Origin of the sequence: Paenibacillus xylanilyticus (assembly GCF_009664365.1) — a bacterium.
Lineage (GTDB): Bacteria > Bacillota > Bacilli > Paenibacillales > Paenibacillaceae > Paenibacillus > Paenibacillus xylanilyticus_A.
The window spans coordinates 1,264,990-1,286,155 of the sequence record NZ_CP044310.1 but is presented as its reverse complement, the minus strand read 5'-3'; the positions used below and the strand labels follow the sequence as shown (position 1 = coordinate 1,286,155).

The 21,166-nt window shown below is 47.4% G+C and carries 19 protein-coding genes; 11 read left to right on the top strand and 8 right to left on the bottom strand.

The features are described 5' to 3' along the window. Nucleotides 1-60: 60 nt before the first annotated feature. Nucleotides 61-984, bottom strand: a complete 924-nt coding sequence (locus F4V51_RS05715; protein WP_153977229.1) for an S-layer homology domain-containing protein — start codon at nt 982-984, stop codon at nt 61-63. 356 nt (nt 985-1,340) lie between these two features. On the opposite strand from F4V51_RS05715, the gene F4V51_RS05710 reads away from it, so the two are divergent. The 4 genes from F4V51_RS05710 to F4V51_RS05695 all read left to right on the top strand — a co-directional run bounded on the left by F4V51_RS05710 (nt 1,341) and on the right by F4V51_RS05695 (nt 6,403). Beyond that, nucleotides 1,341-3,089 carry an ABC transporter ATP-binding protein gene (locus tag F4V51_RS05710; RefSeq protein ID WP_153977228.1) on the top strand — a complete coding sequence of 583 codons (1,749 nt, stop codon included), beginning with the start codon at nt 1,341-1,343 and terminating at the stop codon, nt 3,087-3,089. Then, nucleotides 3,076-4,941, top strand: coding sequence for an ABC transporter ATP-binding protein (locus F4V51_RS05705; RefSeq protein ID WP_153977227.1), 1,866 nt, complete (start codon nt 3,076-3,078; stop codon nt 4,939-4,941). The genes F4V51_RS05710 and F4V51_RS05705 overlap by 14 nt, the downstream gene beginning before the upstream one ends. 233 nt (nt 4,942-5,174) lie before the next feature. Next, the gene (locus tag F4V51_RS05700) at nt 5,175-5,510 is read left to right on the top strand and encodes a hypothetical protein (RefSeq protein WP_153977226.1); all 336 of its coding nucleotides are present in this window, start codon (nt 5,175-5,177) and stop codon (nt 5,508-5,510) included. A gap of 119 nt (nt 5,511-5,629) precedes the next feature. Beyond that, nucleotides 5,630-6,403: an MBL fold metallo-hydrolase gene (locus F4V51_RS05695; RefSeq protein WP_153977225.1), complete on the top strand. Its 774-nt coding sequence runs from the start codon at nt 5,630-5,632 to the stop codon at nt 6,401-6,403. Between the two features lie 81 nt (nt 6,404-6,484). Here F4V51_RS05695 and F4V51_RS05690 read toward each other — a convergent pair whose 3' ends face one another. Continuing rightward, nucleotides 6,485-7,990 carry an arabinosylfuranosidase ArfA gene (locus F4V51_RS05690; RefSeq protein WP_153977224.1) on the bottom strand — a complete coding sequence of 502 codons (1,506 nt, stop codon included), beginning with the start codon at nt 7,988-7,990 and terminating at the stop codon, nt 6,485-6,487. A gap of 177 nt (nt 7,991-8,167) precedes the next feature. Here F4V51_RS05690 and F4V51_RS05685 point away from each other — a divergent pair, with 177 nt between their 5' ends. Next, on the top strand, nt 8,168-9,076 hold the full coding sequence (locus F4V51_RS05685) for an ArsR/SmtB family transcription factor (protein WP_153977223.1): 909 nt from the start codon (nt 8,168-8,170) through the stop codon (nt 9,074-9,076). 134 nt (nt 9,077-9,210) lie between these two features. On the opposite strand, the gene F4V51_RS05680 is transcribed toward F4V51_RS05685, so the two are convergent. The 3 genes from F4V51_RS05680 to F4V51_RS05670 form a co-directional block, all read right to left on the bottom strand. Next, nucleotides 9,211-10,002: a C40 family peptidase gene (locus tag F4V51_RS05680; RefSeq protein ID WP_153977222.1), complete on the bottom strand. Its 792-nt coding sequence runs from the start codon at nt 10,000-10,002 to the stop codon at nt 9,211-9,213. Nucleotides 10,003-10,501: 499 nt separating this feature from the next. Further along, nucleotides 10,502-12,205 (bottom strand): methyl-accepting chemotaxis protein, encoded by a 1,704-nt coding sequence (locus F4V51_RS05675; protein WP_153980576.1) that lies wholly within the window; start codon nt 12,203-12,205, stop codon nt 10,502-10,504. 246 nt (nt 12,206-12,451) lie between these two features. Then, nucleotides 12,452-13,003: an undecaprenyl-diphosphatase gene (locus F4V51_RS05670; protein WP_162009901.1), complete on the bottom strand. Its 552-nt coding sequence runs from the start codon at nt 13,001-13,003 to the stop codon at nt 12,452-12,454. Between the two features lie 181 nt (nt 13,004-13,184). Here F4V51_RS05670 and F4V51_RS05665 point away from each other — a divergent pair, with 181 nt between their 5' ends. Next, a complete protein-coding gene (locus F4V51_RS05665; protein WP_153977221.1) occupies nt 13,185-14,162 on the top strand; it encodes an LCP family protein in 978 nt (325 codons plus the stop codon). Between the two features lie 121 nt (nt 14,163-14,283). Continuing rightward, nucleotides 14,284-15,540, top strand: coding sequence for an acyltransferase (locus F4V51_RS05660; protein ID WP_153977220.1), 1,257 nt, complete (start codon nt 14,284-14,286; stop codon nt 15,538-15,540). 123 nt (nt 15,541-15,663) lie between these two features. On the opposite strand, the gene F4V51_RS05655 is transcribed toward F4V51_RS05660, so the two are convergent. Next, entirely contained in the window at nt 15,664-16,395 is a 732-nt protein-coding gene (locus F4V51_RS05655; protein WP_153977219.1) for a hypothetical protein, read from the bottom strand. A 269-nt stretch (nt 16,396-16,664) separates the two neighbouring features. Between F4V51_RS05655 and F4V51_RS05650 the strand changes: the two genes are divergently transcribed. Together F4V51_RS05650 and F4V51_RS05645 are read left to right on the top strand one after the other, a co-directional pair. Continuing rightward, nucleotides 16,665-17,579, top strand: coding sequence for a hypothetical protein (locus tag F4V51_RS05650; protein ID WP_153977218.1), 915 nt, complete (start codon nt 16,665-16,667; stop codon nt 17,577-17,579). A 45-nt stretch (nt 17,580-17,624) separates the two neighbouring features. Beyond that, nucleotides 17,625-17,867 (top strand): NHLP leader peptide family RiPP precursor, encoded by a 243-nt coding sequence (locus tag F4V51_RS05645; protein ID WP_095288899.1) that lies wholly within the window; start codon nt 17,625-17,627, stop codon nt 17,865-17,867. Nucleotides 17,868-17,948: 81 nt separating this feature from the next. Here the strand turns inward: F4V51_RS05645 and F4V51_RS05640 are convergent, their stop codons facing one another. Both F4V51_RS05640 and F4V51_RS05635 read right to left on the bottom strand, forming a co-directional pair. After that, complete coding sequence (locus tag F4V51_RS05640; protein ID WP_153977217.1) at nt 17,949-19,850, bottom strand: sensor histidine kinase; 1,902 nt, start codon at nt 19,848-19,850, stop codon at nt 17,949-17,951. 202 nt (nt 19,851-20,052) lie between these two features. Further along, on the bottom strand, nt 20,053-20,334 hold the full coding sequence (locus F4V51_RS05635) for a hypothetical protein (RefSeq protein WP_095288897.1): 282 nt from the start codon (nt 20,332-20,334) through the stop codon (nt 20,053-20,055). Between the two features lie 145 nt (nt 20,335-20,479). On the opposite strand from F4V51_RS05635, the gene F4V51_RS28805 reads away from it, so the two are divergent. Beyond that, the gene (locus F4V51_RS28805) at nt 20,480-20,641 is read left to right on the top strand and encodes a hypothetical protein (protein ID WP_164764231.1); all 162 of its coding nucleotides are present in this window, start codon (nt 20,480-20,482) and stop codon (nt 20,639-20,641) included. A 152-nt stretch (nt 20,642-20,793) separates the two neighbouring features. Then, nucleotides 20,794-21,165 (top strand): hypothetical protein, encoded by a 372-nt coding sequence (locus F4V51_RS28800; RefSeq protein WP_153977216.1) that lies wholly within the window; start codon nt 20,794-20,796, stop codon nt 21,163-21,165. Nucleotide 21,166 lies beyond the last annotated feature (1 nt).

Here is a 21,166-nt window from a genome sequence, read left to right as displayed (position 1 = left end):
CGATGAATTTATTCCTTACATTATCAATCTAACAAGGGTTCATTCCGTAAACAAATGCTCTTACTTGCCGGAAGGCTGTGCTTCAGCGGTATACCCGGCTGGAATATCCGTCTCTGCCGTAACTTCCGTGATCACCATCGGATACATCATGTCCGGATCTGGCTGAACGATGGAATACAGCACGATCGCACGTCCATCCTTCTCCAGTTTGACGTCATCAATCTTCAAACCGTAGCCAGGATGAGGCATTTCAGCCGTGAGCTTCACCTTGGTTGTTTTGTCATCAACCTTCGTTGTAGTTACTTCAGGTACGATGGCTTGCTGGCCTTCCCCTGGAGTCTCTGGAGCTGGCTCAGCCGATCCACCATTGCCGTGCTTATCCACAAATTCAAGTGCATTGAAGATCATGCTTGCAGCCTCCATACGGGTAAGCGACTGATCTGGACGGAAGTTGCCGTCCTTATCCAGTTCAATGATGTTCATGTTCAGCAGGTTCTGGACTGCAGATATGGCGTCCTTACCGATTTTATTTTCGTCCTTAACCAAATTATACTTCATAATAACCGGATAATTCCCGGTTGTGTTAATGCCTTCATGAAGCAAAATAACAAATTGCTCACGTGTCATCTTGCCTTGCGGATTCAACTCTACCGGGATGGACAGACCATTTTGGGTTGCAGCCTGTACAGCATCTGCATACCAGGTATCCGGACTGATTTTATTTTGCGCGGAAGCGGCAGCATATTCATTTTTCAATCCAAATGCCTTCACGATCAATTGAACCCCCTGCGGCTCGGACAACGCCTGATCCGGACGGAACAGATCCGCCGTTACACCACTGACAACCCCTTTGGATTTCAGGGAATCCACGATAGTTTTTTGCCCTTCATCGGTTACGTCCGAAAAAGCGAATACAGAAGCACCTCCTGCCGTCAGAGAAACGCAAAGCGCAAGTGTTGCAGCCAATCCTTTTTTATGTTTCATTTCCTGGCACCTCCTAAGTTTAGTAAACCCTATTTTTGACTTCTTCAATCCTACAGACGGGACACCTTCAGAAAATGTTTCAGAGAATTCGACATTAGGGTAATCTTGTGCAAAAAACTACATATCCATGTCTGCATGGCCTGGAAATTTTCACTTTCATGCCCTTCTTCCCGGCTTCGTTGACAATGATACGAATTAGCGCAAAAATAAGAAAAGAAGAAATCATTCGTTAACGGATAAATAGCAAACTGGATCGCATAAAGTAAGAGGGCACGACGCGCTAATTATAGGTGTCGGCCCTTTTCTTGCCTCCGTACCTTGCCTAACTTTCACCCTAACAAAGGAGAACCCGAGATATGTCCAAGACAGGATTACTTCGAAGCTATGTCGTCTCCAACTGGCCCGTGTATCTGACTGCTGTTGTGCTGATCATTGCCTCCAATGTCGGTCAGGCCTCTTTGCCCCGTATTCTGGGCAGTTTCACGGACCAGCTCATGCAGAATACACTTCAAATGAATACAGTCATCCGTTACAGCCTATGGCTTCTGGCCATCGCTATCGCCTACAACCTTCTCTTCGGAACAGGACAGTTCATGATTATGCGACTTGGACGCCGCTTCGAATTCATGACACGCGAACGCATTTTCGGCAAGTTTTCCGAATTGAGCGAGCACTACTTTTCCAAGCAGGGAAACGGGAAACTGCTCAGCTATGTCATGAATGACGTTACCTCCGTGCGCGAAGCCATTTCCAACGGGGTGACGATGATGACAAATGCCACATTTCTGCTGATCTCCTGTATCGTCATGATGCTGCTTAGTGGCATTCCCATGAGCCTTATTCTAATCAGTATCATTCCCTTGCTGGCCATCCCCTTTCTGGTTGTGTTCTTTGGCCCCCGCATCCGCAAGCGTTCTCGTGATGTGCAGGATGCCCTTGCAAGCATGACCGAATCTGCAGAAGAGCAGCTCGGCGGAATTCGCGTGACAAAGACGTTTGCCATTGAAGACGGTGCCCGTGCACGATTCGGCGCAACTGTAGATGCCATTAAGGAAAAACAATTGCGACTCGTGCGACTCTCTTCCCTGTTTCAAGCGCTGCTGCCACTGCTTGGGGCCATCTCGCTTGTTGTTTCCCTGCTTGTCGGAGGTATTCTGACGATGCAAAATTCCATTACACTCGGAAGCTTTGTTGCGCTGACGCTATATTTGCGGATCATTATGGGACCGCTTCAGCAGATTGGCAATGTCATTAATACCATGCAGCGATCGGGAGCGTCCCTTGAACGGGTTAACGATCTGCTGACAGAAAAACCGGATGTCCGGGAAGTCCCCGGGGCCAAAACCCTGAGTGCCGTGAATGACATCACCATTGACGAATTATCCTTCTCCTACCCCGGGAGCTCCGCTTCTGCTCTTAAGCACATCAGTCTGAAGATTGCCGCAGGACAGACCGTAGGCATTGTGGGCAAGACCGGCTCCGGCAAAAGCACCCTGGTCAAACTGCTGCTTCGTACATATGAACCGCCTGAAGGCACGATTCGTATGAATGGCACAGACATTCGGCAGCTGTCGCTGGAAAGTCTTCGTTCCCGCATTGCCTATGTCCCGCAGGATGGTTTCCTGTTCAGCACCACCATTCGAGACAATATCGCTTTCAGTGACCGAGAGGTCCCGCTGGACAACGTGGAACGTAGTGCAAGGCAGGCCATGATCTACGACAACATTATTCGCTTCCCGGATCAGTTCGACACCCTGCTCGGTGAACGTGGACTAACGTTGTCCGGCGGTCAGCGTCAGCGAACCAGCTTGGCTCGGGGATTGATCAAAAAGGCTCAGATCCTTATTCTCGACGACAGCATGAGCGCCGTTGATGCGGTAACGGAAAGTGGCATCCTGCGCAGCCTGAAGAAAATTGGCAAAGGCAAAACAACCCTGATTATCTCCCATCGCATTAGCGCCGTCCGTCATGCGGATGAAATTATTGTGCTGGATGAGGGACACATCGCTGAACAAGGCACGCACTCGCAATTAATGGCCGCTGAGGGCCTGTACGCTGCGACCTATCGTTTGCAGGAGGAGGGATTGCATCATGAAGGACCATAAGACCGGTGCCCATACCCTAGTAAGTCCCGAACCTCAGGCCTCATCCGGGAACCATGCAGGTTCGGGCACAGAGAGAGAACTCAGCAAGCGTTCATCGTTCAAAGCGATGATGAGCTACGCTAGACCTCATCGATTTGCTTTTTTGGGCATCTTTTTATGCTCCTTGCTCGGGATCTCCGCCGACCTGCTCCAGCCATATCTGGTCAAAATCGCTATTGATGACCATCTGGCAATCGGCCAGACCAGCATAGGATTTCTTGTAAAACTGGCTGCCGTCTATCTGGCACTGGCTGTAATCAGCTTTATTTTTACCTATATACAAAACAACCTGCTGCAGCATGTCGGTCAGAACATCGTCTCTCGTATTCGTAAAGATCTCTTCCGGCACATCTCCAAAATGTCGATGTCCTTCTTCGACCGCTTCCATATCGGAAGTCTGGTCACGAATGTGTCCAGCGACACGGAGACGATCAGCAGTTTCTTCACCCAGGTTCTGCTCAGTCTGATTCGGGATGGCATGATGCTGGTGCTCATTATCTTCTTCATGTTCCAGCTTGACCCGGTGCTCGCTGGTTACTCGCTGATTGTACTGCCCGTTATCGCCATTGTGGCGATCCTGTTTCGCAGCAAGCTGCGCCAGGCCTATCAAAATGCCCGTACCCATCTCTCCCGCCTGATTGCTTTTACGGCGGAGAACCTGTCCGGCATGTTTCTGATTCAGGCTTTTCACCAGGAGGAGGAACAGAAGAAACGCTTCACAGAGCAAAATAAGTTACATTTGAAGGCCAACATTACCCAGGCCCGTTCCAATGTCATCTTCAACCGGACGTTTGACATTCTGGGTAACGCCGCCCTGGTGATGATGGTATGGCTTGGCGGACGCGCCGTGCTGGGTGAATCGCTGCAGGTCGGTGTGCTTTATGCATTTATCAGCTACATCCGCCAGTTCTTCCAGCCGATCAACCAGATTACGATGCAATGGAATACGTTCCAGTCCACTACCGTATCCATGGATCGGATCTGGAACATTCTGAATACCAGACCCGAGGTCGCAGATCCAAAAGCAGAGACTGCTTCTTCACTGGACCCCCGGGACGTGATGGGACAAATTGATTTTAACGATGTGTCCTTCGGCTACCGGGCTGACCGTCCACTCATTCAGCATCTGAATCTGCACCTCTATCCAGGGGAAATGGTCGGCATTGTGGGTACAACGGGAGCTGGCAAAAGCACACTGATCTCCCTGCTCAATCGGTTCTACGATGTCAATCAGGGCAGCATTGAAATCGACGGCACGGATATCAGGCAGCTACCTCAGGCCAAGCTGCATCGTATTGTGGGGCTTATTCAGCAGGAGCCTTTTCTATTCTCAGGCTCCATTATTGACAATGTCCGCATGTTTCGGGAGGATATTACGAGAGAACAGGCAATCGAAGCCTGCCGTTTTGTCGGGGCACATGCCATGATCTCAAGACTGCCGCAGGGATACGATACTCGCCTCTCGGAACGCGGTAGCGGTCTGTCTGCCGGGGAACGTCAGTTAATCTCTTTTGCCCGCATTGTCGTATTCCAGCCCCGTATACTTATTCTCGATGAGGCAACCGCCAATCTGGATTCCCATACCGAGCAGCTGGTGCAGCAGGCCCTGGAAACGGTATCTCAGGGTCGAACCACGATTGTCATTGCACATCGCCTGTCTACTGTTATGCACGCAGACCGGATTCTGGTCATGGAACATGGCGAAATTGTTGAGGAAGGCTCGCACCAGCATCTGATCGAAGCCGAAGGCATCTACGCCGACCTGTACGCCCATGCACGGGAGACCGGTGGTGACACCGCAATTCCGGGGTAATGAATGCCCATCTGTGCCGCCTGCACCGCAGTGCGGCATGATTTATGTTTGGGGCAGATGATGATAAGGAGGATTACCTTTTGGAACATGAAACAGCTGAGTTTGATGATCAGCATTTAGGCTATCGCCGGAGTACTATGCTCTGAAAAAGCACATTATGTCTTATATTTTTACTGTTATGTGCAGCTCTACTCTGGATCAATTATGTTGAATACGCGGGGAGATTGCAGACATTGCCCTACACGATTGCTGCCATTATTGGCATGTGGCTCGTGGGTCCACTGTTTTTCATGTTTTTGTCGGGCTTAACCAGACGATCCACCGTGTTATTCTCTTGGAATGATGAAGCACTCGTAACCCAGGGAAGGACCGTTCCTTGGCATAAGATTCGTCATATCGAACTTACAGCATCCGGGGCCAGCAGTTGGATGTTATCCTCAGCTCCCCTGATCGCCCTGCATCTGAAGGACGGTAAACGGCTTTACATCCGGACTGGCCATTTACTTACCTCAAAGGAACTGCTCCGAGCCGAGATTCTGCTGCAGTTGAACCTGCGCGAGAAGAGGTAACGAGATACTTGAAGCTTACTTCTCCCATCCATTTCTTGGTTATGCGCGTTATTTACTGCAAAAACGGGTTGTATACCATATAGGAGAATATATACCTATCTTGAAGGAGTGCAGATGCAATGAAAATTCAATTGATTCGTCATGCCACCCTATGGCTTGAATATGCCGATCTGAATATCCTGGTTGATCCAATGTTGATGGATCCTGAAGAGATGCCTGCTTTTCCCAACACACCTAATGATCTACGCAATCCGAGAGCGGCCTTGCCGGAAACAGAGACCGATTACACCAATCCGGATGTGGTGATTGTTACCCATACCCACATCGATCACTGGGATGCAGCCGCGGCGGAACGGCTCCGCAAGGATGTGCCTTTATTGTGTCAGCCTGGTGATGAGAACATATTTATCGAAGCCGGTTTCACGAGTGTTCATGCGGTGGATGAGAAATATGAGTTTCATTCTGTACGTTTTGCACGAACTTCAGGCCAGCATGGCACGGGGGAAATCGCCGAGCGGATGGGCAAGGTATCCGGTTTTGTGCTTGAGGCTGATGCCGAACCCGTATCGTATATTGCCGGAGACACGATCTGGTGCGAAGAACCGGCCGAAGCCATAGAGCGATACCAACCGGAAGTAATCGTTGTCAACGCGGGGGGTGCCCGTTTTACCCAGGGTGACCCAATCACCATGGACGGACCGGATGTAGCTGCAGTGAAACGACATGCACCGGATGCACATGTCATCGCCGTTCATATGGATGCCATCAACCATTGCATGATGACCCGGTTGGATCTCGCCAGTTACCTGGCTTCCGAACAGCTGAACGGGCAGGTTCTCATTCCCCGGGATGGTGAAAGTTTCGTATTTGATTCAAAAACGGAGCTGGAGTAATACCCGTTAATCTGAATAGTAAAAAAGGATGTTCCCGTCACCTCAAGACGGAAACATCCTTTTCTTCCATTACACTTATTTTTATTGAATTTTCAAACGAATCACGTTCCAGGAAGCCTTCGCAAGACTTGCAGTAACCTGCGTGCCTGACACTTCAGCCCCGCCGCGGTTATGTGGAGCTACCCGATTCGGCTGTGCAGCCGTATTCACGGCTTTGAGGTCATCACTTTCCAGTACGATATGCTCCAGAAGGCTGCATTGTCCGAAGCTGCGCAGATCGACTTCAAGCTGAAGAGAATCTTCCAGGTGACGGTTCACGGCAAATACAGTTACTTCACCCTGCTCTTCATTATGCACCGCAATTCCTTCCAGGTACGGCACGTCCGTAATTTGCTTCGTATCGTACTTCGCTGATTGAATCAATGGCACAAGTGCTGTTCCACGTCCAAAGACGGAAGCGTGCATAAACGGATAGAAAATGGTCTGTCTCCAGGCAGCACCACCTGTGTCCGTCATGATCGGCGCGATAACGTTAACCAATTGTGCGAGGCAGGCCATCTTCACGCGATCCGCATGCTTAAGCATGCTAATCAGCATACATCCCACAAGCAGCGCATCTTCATGGTTGTATACATCCTCCAGCTGTGGAGGTGCAATCTGCCACGGATCCAGCTTCCTGTCACTTTCATTGGAATGGTACCATACGTTCCACTCATCGAAAGACAGATACATCGTTTTCTTGCTGCGCTTCTTCGCCTTGATGTAATCACAGGTTGCCATGACGGTCTCAATAAACCGATCCATTTCCAGCGAACGCGCCAGGAACGTAGGCGTATCATCATCCGCGTTGCCATAATACTGATGGAGTGACAAGTATTCCACATGATCATAGGTTTGATCCAGCACGGTTGCTTCCCATTCCGGGAACGTTGGCATGCCCAGTGACGAACTTCCGCAGGCAACCAGCTCAATGGTTGGATCAGTCCATTTCATAACTTTCGCTGCTTCAAGCGCAACCCGTCCATATTCTTCTGCCGTTTTGTGACCGATCTGCCATGGGCCGTCCATCTCGTTACCCAAGCACCAGGTTTTAACCGCATGTGGCTCCTTGTAACCATGCTTGATCCGCAGATCACTATAATATGAACCTTCCGGATGGTTGCTGTACTCCACGATGTTCCGGGCTGCATCTACGCCCCGTGTCCCCAAATTGACGGCCATCATGACTTCGGAATTCGCAAGTTTGGACCAATCCACGAATTCGTTGAAACCGAATTCATTTGTCTCAATGGTTCTCCAGGCCAGCTCAAGTCTGCGTTTACGTTCTGCAACGGGTCCTACGGAATCTTCCCAATTGTAACCGGATACAAAGTTCCCCCCAGGATAGCGTACAATCGGCACCTGCAGCTCCTTGACCATCTCCAGCACATCCGTACGGAATCCCGCTTCGTTCGCAGAGGAATGCCCCGGCTCATAAATACCGCCATATACGGCACGTCCGAGATGCTCAATGAATGAACCGTATAAACGTTTATCGACTGCACCAATCGTGAAATCCTTGTCTACCGTCATTTTTGCTTTTACCATCGTGAAGTTCAGCTCCTTAAGATTAATAAAAAAATTAATTGATAATCTATGGATCAACGTTCATATTTATATTAAAATCGATTATAACCCTAATTTCAACCTGAATTTTTAAAAATGTTATTCTTTTTGATGGATTTATGTTTAACTTAATTCTATATTCAATAATGGAGGAACCCCATGATTAGAGCAAATACGGATGCCGAATGGCTGCCCTTATACGAAGCACTTGCCAGTGAAGTGCGCTTGCAGATTATACGGCTTGTTGCCGAGAACCCGATGAATGTAAAAGATATCGCCGCCTCACTTGGTCTAAGCAGTGCCATCGTAACGATGCACGTTCGCAAGCTGCAGGATGTCGGCATCATTCAATCCAAGATGGTCCGCAAGGACGGCGGTACCCACAAAATGAACAGCCTTGCGATCGACTGGATCGGCATCTCCATGCCACAGGATACCGGTATGTCGAACAAGGTGCACGAGGTTGCTATACCCGTCGGGCACTATACCCATTTTGACGTTTATCCCACCTGCGGCCTAGCTACAGTCAATCATGTGATTGGGCAATATGATGACCCGAGGTATTTCCTGGATCCCGAGCGGATGCACGCGAATATTCTCTGGTTCGGACGCGGATTTGTGGAATACAAAATTCCAAACTATCTCTTATCGGGACAGCAGATTAACTCGATTGAATTATCACTGGAGATCGGTTCAGAGGCTCCTTCGGTCAATCCCAATTGGCCCTCCGATATTACCTTTATGCTCAACGGGATACAGGTCGGTGAATGGACTAGCCCAGGTGATTCGGGGAATGGCCGCGGCGTATTCACGCCAGACTGGTGGAGTGAAAGTGTCAATCAGTACGGCATGCTGAAAGTGCTGCGGATCACGCAGGAAGGCACGTTTATTGATGGGCAGCGCGTGTCCGAAGTAACACTCTCGGATATTCCGGTCGAGCGCAATCAATGGACATTGCGATTGTCGGTAGAAGAAGATGCCCAGCATGTAGGAGGTCTTACCTTATACGGTGAGGGATTCGGCAACTATAATCAGGATATACTGTTCCGTCTTTACTACCAGGATTAGAGGTCTCAAAAAATACAAAAAACCTTCCATCTGCCTATTCGGCGATGATGGAAGGTCTTTTTGCTGTATCCACATTTTCTGTTCTCACGATACACATTTATTCTACGAGAGCTCAAAACTTGCCTTTACTGATCTTACAGTGCACTCCCGCCATACAGAAAGCGATATTCCCAGTGCTTGCCCGAGATGTCGCTGGTCGTTACTCCGCCACCAGCATTGGAATAGGTGTGCAGTATTTTTCCGTCGCCGAGATAGATTCCGACATGCGTAATTCTTGCCGTAGACTTGTTCACCCCAGCATATGAGGAAGCTTTCGTGCCTTTATAAGACATAAAGAACATCAAATCTCCACGCTTGAGTTTTTTCCAATCCGTCTTAACAGAACCTTTGCCTTTTACATAAGTTCCCTGCTGACGTGAATCTGCAGGAAGCTTGACTCCAAGTGCATCGATAAATGCCTGGCGGACAAAGCTGGAGCAATCGAACGTAGCCGTACTGTTTCTGCTCGCTCCGAACTCATAAGGCGTGCCCCAATATTTCATGCCAGCAGCAATAACTTTCTCCACAGCGGCGCTGCCTGTTACAGAAGCGCTGCTGGAACCCGATGTTGTTGTGCTGCCGCTAACGGCTTTGGTGTATTTAGATGAAGAGGATATGTATCCTGTCCGGTTGCTGGAATCTTTTACTTTATACCATGCGGATCCGGATTGTTGAAGTACGGTAATGGTTTCCCCTTTACCCACCATACGAACAACACTCGCAGAAGATGATGGTGAAGTACGCATGTTAACTCCCCAGATCACTTTCAGCTTGGCATTTTCGGCCGTTGCTGCGGATACCGGTGCCGTTAGTGCTCCTGTCGTCAGACTTCCCATCAGCATCGTTGCTGTTAGACTCGCGGTAATGATTTTACTTTTCCAGTTCATGATGTCGTGTTCCCCCTGATGTTACAGAAATTTAACCTGGCTTCGTTCTCTCCGGGCTTGCCCCATTGTAAACGGGCTGTCCATCGTGATCATCAGACCAAAGTCCTGTATTCGCCTCAAGCTTATTGAGTACTAAGGATCAGGAGTTGAACCGGCATCAACAAGAATAACTGTATGAATATTAAGTAATTTGCAAAGGTTAAAATATTGTAACTATTTGATACCACTTCGTTTCCAGCTATTACAGTCCGTTCAATTAACCTAATCAGACAATAGGTCAATAGACCCACATTCAAAATCACATATTCCATAAGTGGTAAACATTACTACTCGCGAAAAACATTAAAAGCAGCGTCAATTCGCCTATTTTGTACCAAGTGGTTTTCAATAATCGATCTTTTCTGCCTTACTTTTAACAAGACATGTCCAGCCCAGAGTACAAAAAAAGACTGTTACTTATGACGCTGCTCGCGCCTGAAGTAACAGTCTCTCGAATATTCTATACTTTGAATTTATTGATCTGTTCTTGCAACTCTTCTGCCATTTTGGAGAGAGAACCAGCTGAGGATGCAATCTCTTCCATGGAAGCCAGCTGTTCTTCGGTTGCCGCAGATACATTGTGTACCCCGCCTGATGCTTCCTCCGCAATATTGGAGATTTGATCCACATATCGAACCACTTCATCCGTACTTGCTGACATTTCTTCCGATCCTGCAGATACTTCCTGAATTTCACCAGCGACCTTGTTCACTGCTTCTGAGATTTGCTCAAAGGCTTGTCCTGCCGCAGTTACCATCTCTATTCCGGCTTCTGTTTCACTGCTGTTCACTTTTACGGCCTGTACCGCATGGTTCGTGTCATTCTGAATGAGCTGTACCAGGTCCGTAATTTTCTGTGCGGATTCCGATGATTCTTCGGCCAATTTACGAACTTCTCCGGCAACAACGGCGAAACCACGTCCGTGTTCACCTGCACGTGCGGCCTCGATCGCAGCATTCAATGCGAGAAGGTTGGTTTGACGAGCAATATTGTTGATGACTTCCGTAATGCTGCCAATCTCTGCAGAACGTTCTCCAAGCCCGGTTACGAGCTCTGTTAGTGAAGCAATGGACGTACGTACCGATCCCATTTGATCCACAGCCTGCTGGATAATCATATTCCCTTCAGCCGATTGATTCGCTGCATCCACAGCCGATACGGATACACTCTGAGCAAGCTCTGCAATCTGTTCTGAACCAATGGCCATTTCGCTCATCGCCTGGGAAGAACGTTTCACTATATTCACCTGGTCAGATGTGCCCACAGCCAGCTGTTCCACAGTTGCGGAAATTTGCTCTGATGCTTGCGTATTTTGCTCGGCACTCGCCAGCAGTTCTTCCGAAGAAGCAGCTACCTGCTCGGAAGTCACGGAAACGGACTGAATCATCGCACGCAAGTTACCCGTCATGGTATTGAAGGAAGCAGCCAGCGTGCCAAGCTCATCCTTGTTTTTCAGCGTGATCGTTTCGCCCGTTAGATCACCGTTTGCAATCAGCATTGCCGATTCGTTCATCTTCTTAATTGGTCTCGAGATGATGCTTGCAATGAAGAATGCGATAAAGACTGCGATCAGGAAGGAAATGACCGTCACTACCAAAATGATAATAAATGCTCTGTTTGCCTCATCCAGTGAATCCGCTGTAGCTTGGCCCGATAAGCCATTGCCCATCGTAATCAGCTGAGCAATAGAATCATTAGCTGTAAACCATAACGGATATGCTTCGGCATGCAGCCTGCTGGCTTCTTCAAAATTATTAGCCATGCCAAATTCAATAAATGTTGGCATTTTTTCTAAATAGGCATCATAATTCGTGCTAAACGTATCATAAAGCGCGATTGCGTCAGCACTACCCTTTATAAGTGGAATCAGCTGTTTGCGCTCGTCCTCAATCTTGGTTTGGAGCTGCTGTAATGCTTCATTCATCTTTACAACTTCACTTTCATTCGTCTCCACAATGACCGCCAGAGCCAGGCGCTCTACATCAGAGATATCGCCATTCATCGTACCAAGTAAACTAACGCTTGGCATCCACATCTGATCAATTTCTTCAGAAGTATTAGACATTTCCTGAATCTGCGTCAATGCATAAGTGGTTACAAAGGCTAGCAGTGCCACTACTACCAAAAACCCAGCCAACAATTTCATGCGAATCGTTAACCTCATTTTCCCTATCAAGCTTCCCTGCGTGTTTTTCATGTTCCCACTCCTTAACTTGGCCATAAACCAATACATATGAATAGTATATCGACACCTATCGACATGAATTGTAGATATGCAAATTTAATTTTCAATAAGTTTCATGTAACTTCGAAATAAAAACAAAAAAGCCTCCGTCTTTGGCAAAGCCAAAAACGCAAGACTTTAATGGATATATCGCCCTATCCTCTTCTTCATACGATAAACGCCGCTCTAGCGAAACACCCGCCGATGGATATGGATAAAGAAATCAGGAACCGACTTCGTATAGTTACGCGTTGTGATCAGAATGACACTGACCAGACTGCCCAGTATGAAACCGCCAAGAATATCTCCCGGATAATGCACACCTACATATACACGCGATACCCCAGTCAGTACAGCAAGCAGCAGCATCCACCATCCAAATCGACGTCCGATGAAAAACGAAGCGGCAGCAAGAGCAAAGACAAATGAAGCATGCTTGCTTGGAAAAGATGGATCCGGTACATGCGGCACCAGCTGATGTACATTCCCTTCCACAAATGGTCTTGGATGACCAACGGCTGGAGATATGCCCCACTTGGCAAGAACAAGAGCTACAATAGATGCTACACATGCATAAAAGACAATACGCTGCTTGGCCGGATTACCCAGGAACCAGACAATAACCAGAAGAGCAATCATAATCCACACGGCATATTCTGCTGCAGTGATCATAAACCAGTCCAGAAGCGGAACCCGGTCCGCAAACTGGTTGATCCAGTTAAAAACAGATTGATTCATAATTGCGTTCATACCTCCATGACATAAAACGTGATTCGTTTTTACACTATAATACCCACCAACGATTTGTCAAACAATGCACCAACTGACCGAATATCCGAAATCAAAGGGGACATTTCTCTTACTTTTTGTTAAAATAGTTTGGGTTACATACCAGTTCAACAATAGAAAGGTGAAGATTATGCTTAAAAAATGGTTATGGGGGACAACCCTAACCCTGGCACTTGCCGTAACAGGTGTCCTCGTATATTACGGATATTCCATTGTACATTTTGCCAATAGCATCTCAACCGCTTCAGGTACTTCCTCATCGTCTACAACCAATCCTCAGGCAGACCTTGGTACAGACACTACAACTACACCAATCCCCAAGTGGGAAGGCAAGGAACGCGTAAACATCCTGCTTCTCGGGGGTGACTCCAGAGGTGATGATGCAGGGCGCTCAGATTCGGTCATGGTGGCTTCCATTGATCCGGTGTCTAAACGGGCGCATTTATTCTCTGTCCTGCGAGATACATATGTGGAAATACCCGGACATGGCAAAAGCCGGCTTAACGCAGCTTTTTCGTACGGGGGCGCTGAATTGACCAAACAAACGGTAAGCAATCTGCTCGGTATTCCGATTCAGCATTACGTATACACGGATTTCATCGGCTTTATGGCTCTTGTCGATGCCGTAGGCGGCATTGATATTGATGTGGAAAAAGACATGTACTACACCAGCAAAGCTGACAAACATATGTATGACATTGATCTCAAAAAAGGACTTCAGCATATGGACGGCAAAACGGCCCTCCAATATGTTCGTTTTCGGCATGATGCCACATCGGACTTCACGCGCACCGAACGGCAGCGAATCTTCATGACCGAGCTTGCCAAGAAGCTGCAAAGCACTACCTCCCTCTTCAAAATTCCAGAGATCCTGGAGGCGGTTGCCCCTTATATCGAAACAGACCTCAGCCCTACGCAGATGCTGAAGCTGGCCTCGCTCGGGTTTGACATTAATGTCAATGAAGTGGACAAACAGCAGATTCCACCTAATAAATTGTTAACCAACGAACTTGCAGGTTCCGCTCAGGTTCTGGGCGTGGATAAAAACAAACTCCAGGCATTCATTCAAAATTTGTTCGAGGAAGATGCTCAGGCAGAACAACAATAAATAGAAAAGCGGTGGCCTTATGGGCCGCCGTTTTTCTATCCTTTTTTCACCATTTAATCTCCTCTTAATGTTGAGATAGTACCCTTTAATGATGTTGTGTATTGGAAGGAGGCGGGCCATCTTGGGTAAACCGCGTATAGAAGAGTGGACGCAGCTGCGCGGGATCGCGTTTCTCGCCATCGTCATGCAGCATAATATTGCGGAATATATCTATCGTTCAGATATCGAACAGCCGGATTCCGTCATGCTGACCATGATCTATCATCTCACCAGGTTCGGAACGCCGACCTTTGTCTTTTTGTCCGGTGTGATGCTTTTTTATCATCATCATCAGGTCAAGCCGGAATACCGTCCATTCATCCGAAAACGATTTGGGGATATTTATGTGCCCTTTGTTCTCTGGACACTGATCTACTGGCTGTCTGTTCGCATTTTCACACCTGCATTTTGGCTCTCGGGCACGCCGGATGTCCGCAGCTTGATCCGCGAGCTTTTCATCCCTCAGACAGGATATCATCTCTGGTTTGTCATTATGATTTTTCAGTTTTATGTGTTATTTCCTTTGTTCCGGCTCGGGGTTCAATTCGTGAACAGTCAGCTTACCAAAACCACCAGAATAACGCGCATGCATTCCGTTATATTGCTTGTTCTGCTTGCAGCAGGGATGTATAGCTTGCTAATGAAGTGGTCCTATTACGACATGGCCAGCTGGACAGCAACCCTTGCGAAGCCATGGTCTACATTGCTGGAGTATCGTTCCTACTCCTGGGTGATGTACTGGTTCTATTTTTTACTTGGGGCAGTTTGCGCCTGGGCTGTAGACACTTGGAGAAACTGGACCATTCGTGCACTACCATGGATGATCAGTCTTTTTATTGGCATGTACTTCTGGCTGGGTTACGATGTGCTCAGAGGGTCTGGGGATGTAGTTAATCTTAATATATCGACATATCTGAAGCCGACAACGTTCATTATTATTATGGCGCAGATGTTCATGTTATATGGATTCCTTGTTCTGTTACGAGGCAAAACAACGAAGTTCCTGGGCGCTCTCACCTGGATCGGCCGCTATTCGTTCGGCGGATATCTAGTGCATGCTCTGGTGATATATGCGATCGCCTACTTCACCAGACCACTCCAGCTTGGCGGCTGGCATCTGCCGGTAACCTTGCTGTCATTTCTGGTGACAGCTGCCACAGCGCTGGCCATTAGCTATGGACTATCCCGATTACCGGGTTCCCGTTATACGGTCGGGTTACAGCGTAAGCGGAGCAGGAACTTGCCTGGTCAAGGTTCGGATACTGCAGAGCCTCGGCTTAAAGCCGGATCAGTTACACCTCTGAGTGCAAGTGCAGGCCCTTCTTCTGAAACAAGCTAGAAGGCTGGTCACGTTGCATAATCTAGTAAAAGTGAACCTCAGTCAACCTCGTTATATACCTACGTTGGCGAGAAACAGGGCGCCTGTCTTCCAAGGAAGACAGGCGCCCTGCATATACATCGATTAATCTGACTCGGTCGAAGCCGGATGCCCAGGTGCATGCTCCCGTGGAATAGAATGTGCCCCACCCTTATGGTTCACGAGCCGCTGCAGATCCCCCGTCAATTGCTCCTTCAGCTTGTCAATGAGCTGTGTTTCACTAATCCCATGTGCTTTGGCAACCTCAGCAAGAGACTTGCCACTTTTTAACTGCTCATGAAGCTGTTCCGGCGTAATGCCAATAAACTGAGCAATCGCCTTATGGTTCAAGGAAGGATGTTTTCTACCATGACCTGCAAACTCCCTACGCAGCTCTCTGAGCGGGGTATTGATGACCTTTTTCAACTTTTCATCCATGTCAGCCTTGGCTGCCGAGACCTGTTCCTTGGTTAAGCAGCCTTCTGCAGCAGCTTGATCCAGACGTTTCACAAGGGATGGTTTAAGCTTCTGTAACAGCTGCTCTTCGCTTAGACCTTTGCGCTCCTTGGCAATCTGGCTCAATGTCTTGCCTAGCTCCATCTGCTCCTTCAGATCCCGGAGTCCAATGCCGAGCAGATCGGCAGTTTCACCAATCATAAATAATCCATGACTTGCCTGCATACAAGGTTGTTTGTCATGCTGGGAAGCTGCCGGAGATGTCATTTCGGTGCTGTCAGGCTTTTCTGCCGCACTGGCTGAGGCAGCATTTCCCGTTGCTGCTAATATGAGCATGGCTGCCAAACTGCTTACAAGCCATGTTTTCCATGGGTGCTTCATATTTGTTTTCCGCCTTTCGTATGTCGAAATACTGTGGTCTACACCTAGTTTGAGCCTAATCCACCCGTTTTTATCCCATAAAAATACAAAAAGTCATCAAATATTTCACAATTCATCACAAAAGATCCTATTTTTTTCAATTCATATCCGCTATACTGGGTATAACTCCATGATCTAGTCGAATAGTCCTTAATTATTTTATTGCGGAAGGGCGTAAGCAAACGATGCGGAGAGAATGGCTTGATCCGTTTAGATCCGATTTGGAGGTGGTGTTCGCTGCTGCCAAGCAGCTGGTTCAGAACTATCCTGAATCCCTGTCAGAACATGCACTGAAACAACTTCACTCAATTAATCCCCTGTTACGCGATTCAGGTCACAGCTATATTGGCTACATTATTCCGCTCTGGATGCAGAATTCAGACGAACTCCCTCCACAGACTGCACACAAGTTAAGCACGGCCTGTATGATTCATATGTTGTATTTTCTCAATCAGGATGAAGTGATGGATGAACGTCCTGATGACAGCACATTGAAGTTATCCTTGGGTAATTTATACTACATGGATGCTTTGCGTATCTACTCGGATTTATTTAGCCCGTCTTCCCTGTTTTGGACGTATTTCAGACAATATGTAACAGAATGGGCTGTTAGTGTTAACGGCGAGAAGTCGCTGGATTACTTCAAAAAAAAACCGCTTCTGATCGCCCAAAAGGCTGCTCCCCTTCAACTTGGAGCTGCTGGTGCTCTTCTTTTACTTGAACAAAAAGACCGAATTGATGCGGTGTGTTCTGCTGTTAACATCACACTCATGACCCTCCAGATGACAGACGATTTTAATGACATGGATCAAGATGCTGCGCTGGGAAATTATAATAGTTTCCTTTCTCATATTTCTTCTGCTCTACAACTAACTTATCCTGAACAGCCGCTAAGCGAGCGTATCCGGGATAATATGTACAGCACACCAATTATGTACTCTTATGTGGACATAGCTTACCGATATCATGACATCTTAGCATCGTCTAACTCAGGTATTCCGCACCTCTTGACCTTTAATAAGCACTTATGCCAAACACTTGTACAAGCTGTCGACGCAATCAAGCAGCATAAAAAAATGCTTCATCAAGGCGGGTTTCATTACTGGATCAGTGAACATGCCTTAAACCCACAAGGGAAGTCATGAAACTGTGACAGTTCATATTCTATATTAAGAAGGGATTGTTGAACGATGATGGTATCTGAGAGAACAATGCATGAGGATATTATTGAAAAGGCCTGGACCGATGAACATTTCAGACAGCAGCTGCATTCCAATCCAAAACAGGCACTTCGCGATGCATTCGGTATTGATATTCCGGACAACGTTAAGATCCGTACAGTAGAAGAACAGCAGAATGATTATGTTCTTGTTATTCCGCCCAATCCCTCCAAAGTGAATTATGACGTGAATTGTGGACCTTGGAGAACCTAAACACCCAAATTAACGGCTCTGAGCCAACATTACGGGTAAAGGGGTAGAGGACAAAAAAGCTGTCTATCTTCTGCCAGTCCGTCAATCGACGAACTCGGCAAAAGATACAACAGCTTCCGTTCCTACCCCTTTTGTACTTGTAAATGAGATCTCGCCATGCATCGCTTCCACAATTCGGAAGGTTACCATCATCCCAAGCCCTGTTCCCTTGATCTTGTTGGAGAAGTAGGGCTCTCCCAGGCGGACCAAAGCTTCCTCATCCATGCCTTCCCCGTTATCCCTCACGTGAACTTTAATCATTCCATCCTGGGCATAGGCCCATATATCAATCTGGCCTTGACCCTGTAATGCTTCGATACTGTTTTTAATAATATTAATAAAGGCCTGTTTGAACTTGGAGGAGTTGCCACGAATCCAGAGATCTGGCGGAATATCCGTTGTTATTTTACCGCCTTCCAGATTGGCCATTGGCACCAGAATCCCTTCAATATGCGCAAACTCTTCGGCAATATTAAGAGATGCGATATGATCAAACTCCGGTTTGGCAAACGTCAGAAAGTCCGTAATGATCCCTGAGGCCCGGTCAAGCTCCTCAAGGGCAATTCGCACATACCCCTTGTTTTTGTTGTCTTCCTGTTCGGTCATCAGCTGTAAAAATCCTCTGGTCACCTGTAAAGGATTCCGAACTTCATGGGCAACTGAAGCGGCCAGCTCACTAATAATCTCCATCTTCTCGGATCGCTGCAATTCATTGTTGAACAGCTCCAGTTCCTTGGAGTATTCAATGACCTGTCTATGCTTTTCCGCAAAACGACTGCCCAGAATGGCTATAAGTGCTATGATAAAAGCAACCATCGACCACTTCCACCATATGAGATGATACGTGCCGTTCCGCTGATAGTACCATAACAATTCGGCTACACTGATGAGCGCAAACGTACTGTATCCTGCAGCCAGCAGTATCGCTTCCTTGTTTCTCCTTAGCGCCTGAGATATGGTACCAATCATCAGTAATGTCAGCAGGATCACCAAAATGACCCCGATTGCCTTTTGAACCAGATATACATACAGTACGTCCCATTGACCGCTCGAGATGAAATACAGGAGCAGTGCGAAGATTGCAATACCCGAATACACGAGCTGGAATTTTCTTAACTTCGTGAAAATCCCATAAGGTCCTGTCCCAATAATCTGTTCGAAAAAATAACATAATGCAGGCATTCCCGCCAGCATCGCCATATCGAACAATATGGAGTACAGATCCCCGTAAATCTGGTAGAACGTATACAGAAATTGTGAATACGTAATGATCATCGTTCCGATGGAACCCATGACAACACATAGCGAGATCCATAATCCCTTATGGAATTTACCAAAGAAGAATGTGCAGCTGAGCATGGTCATGGCTGTAAACAGAAAGGTTGCCCCTAAGATGACATCCAACAAACCATTATGAATATATCTCTCCTGCAGATTGGTGTATCTGCCTACCTCCACCATCCCGAAGATTCCAAGGCGGCCGTTGGTATTTTCAGTCCATATATACAGCTGCTCACCTGAATTTTTGATGGATAGAGGCAGCAGTACCGCATTGTTGTCGTAGTTATAATGATAGTTCTCATACACCTTGCGATCCTTAAGATAGATCACGATATGTTGACCTTTAATATTTTCAAAACGAATGGCAGAGGTATCCTCACTCAGCTGCGGAATGGTCAAGCGAGTCCATAGTGACTCCGTGGAAGGATTCACCGTGGTATAATCCGGCTTCTCCAACCCTTGCCGCTCCCAGACCTCATCGGGTCTTCCCACTTCGCTGATAAACCCCTGATCGTGTTCATTTCCCCATTTTACTTCCCATGTCGTAATGGGGACAGGACTGTTATCTTCCTGTACACCTGCAGCGCCTACTCCCTGCGGCCAATACATGATGAATAACAGGCTGATCCATAGGACGATGATCGCTTTGGGCACATTTTTCATTCACAGCACCTCAAAGTTCATATTTTGAGCATTTAGCAGCATCCAAAGATGCAAAATGCTGAATCTATCCCCTAACTCTATCATTTATGATTCGCCATGATTTAACGTGTCACCTTCTAATGGCAAACGAAAAAAATCACATTTTAGTTCAACTATATATTTATTTCCATTTTATAACGAGGGAATCCAGTTATCCTTTGTCTTACCCGCGCAAATCTTCGAACTGGTTCTCAATCATTTCCCGCTCCGTTCGTTCATAGGCATTCCGAAACTTCAGCCACTGCTCCGTTTCCTCATCCTCATAGATCGTCCATATATCCGAAAAAAGAAAATCACGCAACTGGACAACTTGTCCGGCCCATATGCCACCGACCCAGAACAAACCATCCGGTCTGCGAATGACTGTACGCGAAAAGCCCGGTGTTGATGCCTTTTGTCCAATTCGGATTCGAGTGATCATATTGCCAAGTGTAAACCATTCCAACTGGAATCCCTCCCTATTTTATCATGCTCCATCATAACATAGGCCTTGCTCGAAAGCTGTACCAGCTGTTCTGCGATTCAATTCGCTTCTATGGGTGTAATGGTTCCTCAAAGCAACCATTCACCTATTTAAGGAGATGATTTAAATGAACGAGCCACACAAAACGGTAGAAGTAGAACGGAAAGATATCCAGCAAAAATCGGATTCCAGCATGGTCGCCTCCACTTTTATTAAATATGCGGCTTATGTACTCATTTTTTTCGGCTTCCTGTACTTTCTCGTCAAATATGTATTCCCTAAATTTTAATCATTCATATTCGGGTCAACCCAGGGAATGCTAACACGTGCAGGATTACAACGTTTAGGGTTTGGGTAACTACGGGGTAAGAACCTTAGAAAATATCAGCACCATAATACATGCAGTCAATCACATTTAATGCCTGAAAGGAGCTGCTACTTATGACAGACAGACCGATTAGTAATGACGAAAGTGACCGTTTTTATGACCGATATCAGAGGTTCCGCGATATTCCGCCCGAAACGGAAGTACCCGCGGGCGATATGGATACATTTGACGAAGTGTCCGGAAGACGGATTGAAACCGATGAGACGGACCTGCCTCCTGTAGCTGCAACGACAGTAGAGGATGAGGAGCTCGAATCACGTTTGGCAGAGCCTGCACTGGAATCTGTGCCTGATGCCGATCTGCTGCAGCCGAATAGCCCGGTTGACCCGGCTGCACCTGATCCGGACGCCCTTCATGGTACTGATCTTCTCAATGGTGCAGGAGCCGATGCCAAACCGCAGGACGACATTCTTCCACGAGGTTAAG

Bases quoted from the DNA above. Each gene is read 5' to 3' on its own strand.
- F4V51_RS05690 (WP_153977224.1), bottom strand. From the start codon at position 7,990: ATGGTAAAAGCAAAAATGACGGTAGACAAGGATTTCACGATTGGTGCA.
- F4V51_RS05705 (WP_153977227.1), top strand. From the start codon at position 3,076: ATGAAGGACCATAAGACCGGTGCCCATACCCTAGTAAGTCCCGAACCT.
- F4V51_RS05645 (WP_095288899.1), top strand. From the start codon at position 17,625: ATGATGGTATCTGAGAGAACAATGCATGAGGATATTATTGAAAAGGCC.
- F4V51_RS05715 (WP_153977229.1), bottom strand. From the start codon at position 984: ATGAAACATAAAAAAGGATTGGCTGCAACACTTGCGCTTTGCGTTTCT.
- F4V51_RS05670 (WP_162009901.1), bottom strand. From the start codon at position 13,003: ATGAATCAATCTGTTTTTAACTGGATCAACCAGTTTGCGGACCGGGTT.
- F4V51_RS28800 (WP_153977216.1), top strand. From the start codon at position 20,794: ATGACAGACAGACCGATTAGTAATGACGAAAGTGACCGTTTTTATGAC.
- F4V51_RS05640 (WP_153977217.1), bottom strand. From the start codon at position 19,850: ATGAAAAATGTGCCCAAAGCGATCATCGTCCTATGGATCAGCCTGTTA.
- F4V51_RS05710 (WP_153977228.1), top strand. From the start codon at position 1,341: ATGTCCAAGACAGGATTACTTCGAAGCTATGTCGTCTCCAACTGGCCC.
- F4V51_RS05695 (WP_153977225.1), top strand. From the start codon at position 5,630: ATGAAAATTCAATTGATTCGTCATGCCACCCTATGGCTTGAATATGCC.
- F4V51_RS28805 (WP_164764231.1), top strand. From the start codon at position 20,480: ATGAACGAGCCACACAAAACGGTAGAAGTAGAACGGAAAGATATCCAG.
- F4V51_RS05685 (WP_153977223.1), top strand. From the start codon at position 8,168: ATGATTAGAGCAAATACGGATGCCGAATGGCTGCCCTTATACGAAGCA.
- F4V51_RS05665 (WP_153977221.1), top strand. From the start codon at position 13,185: ATGCTTAAAAAATGGTTATGGGGGACAACCCTAACCCTGGCACTTGCC.
- F4V51_RS05675 (WP_153980576.1), bottom strand. From the start codon at position 12,205: ATGAGGTTAACGATTCGCATGAAATTGTTGGCTGGGTTTTTGGTAGTA.
- F4V51_RS05680 (WP_153977222.1), bottom strand. From the start codon at position 10,002: ATGAACTGGAAAAGTAAAATCATTACCGCGAGTCTAACAGCAACGATG.
- F4V51_RS05655 (WP_153977219.1), bottom strand. From the start codon at position 16,395: ATGAAGCACCCATGGAAAACATGGCTTGTAAGCAGTTTGGCAGCCATG.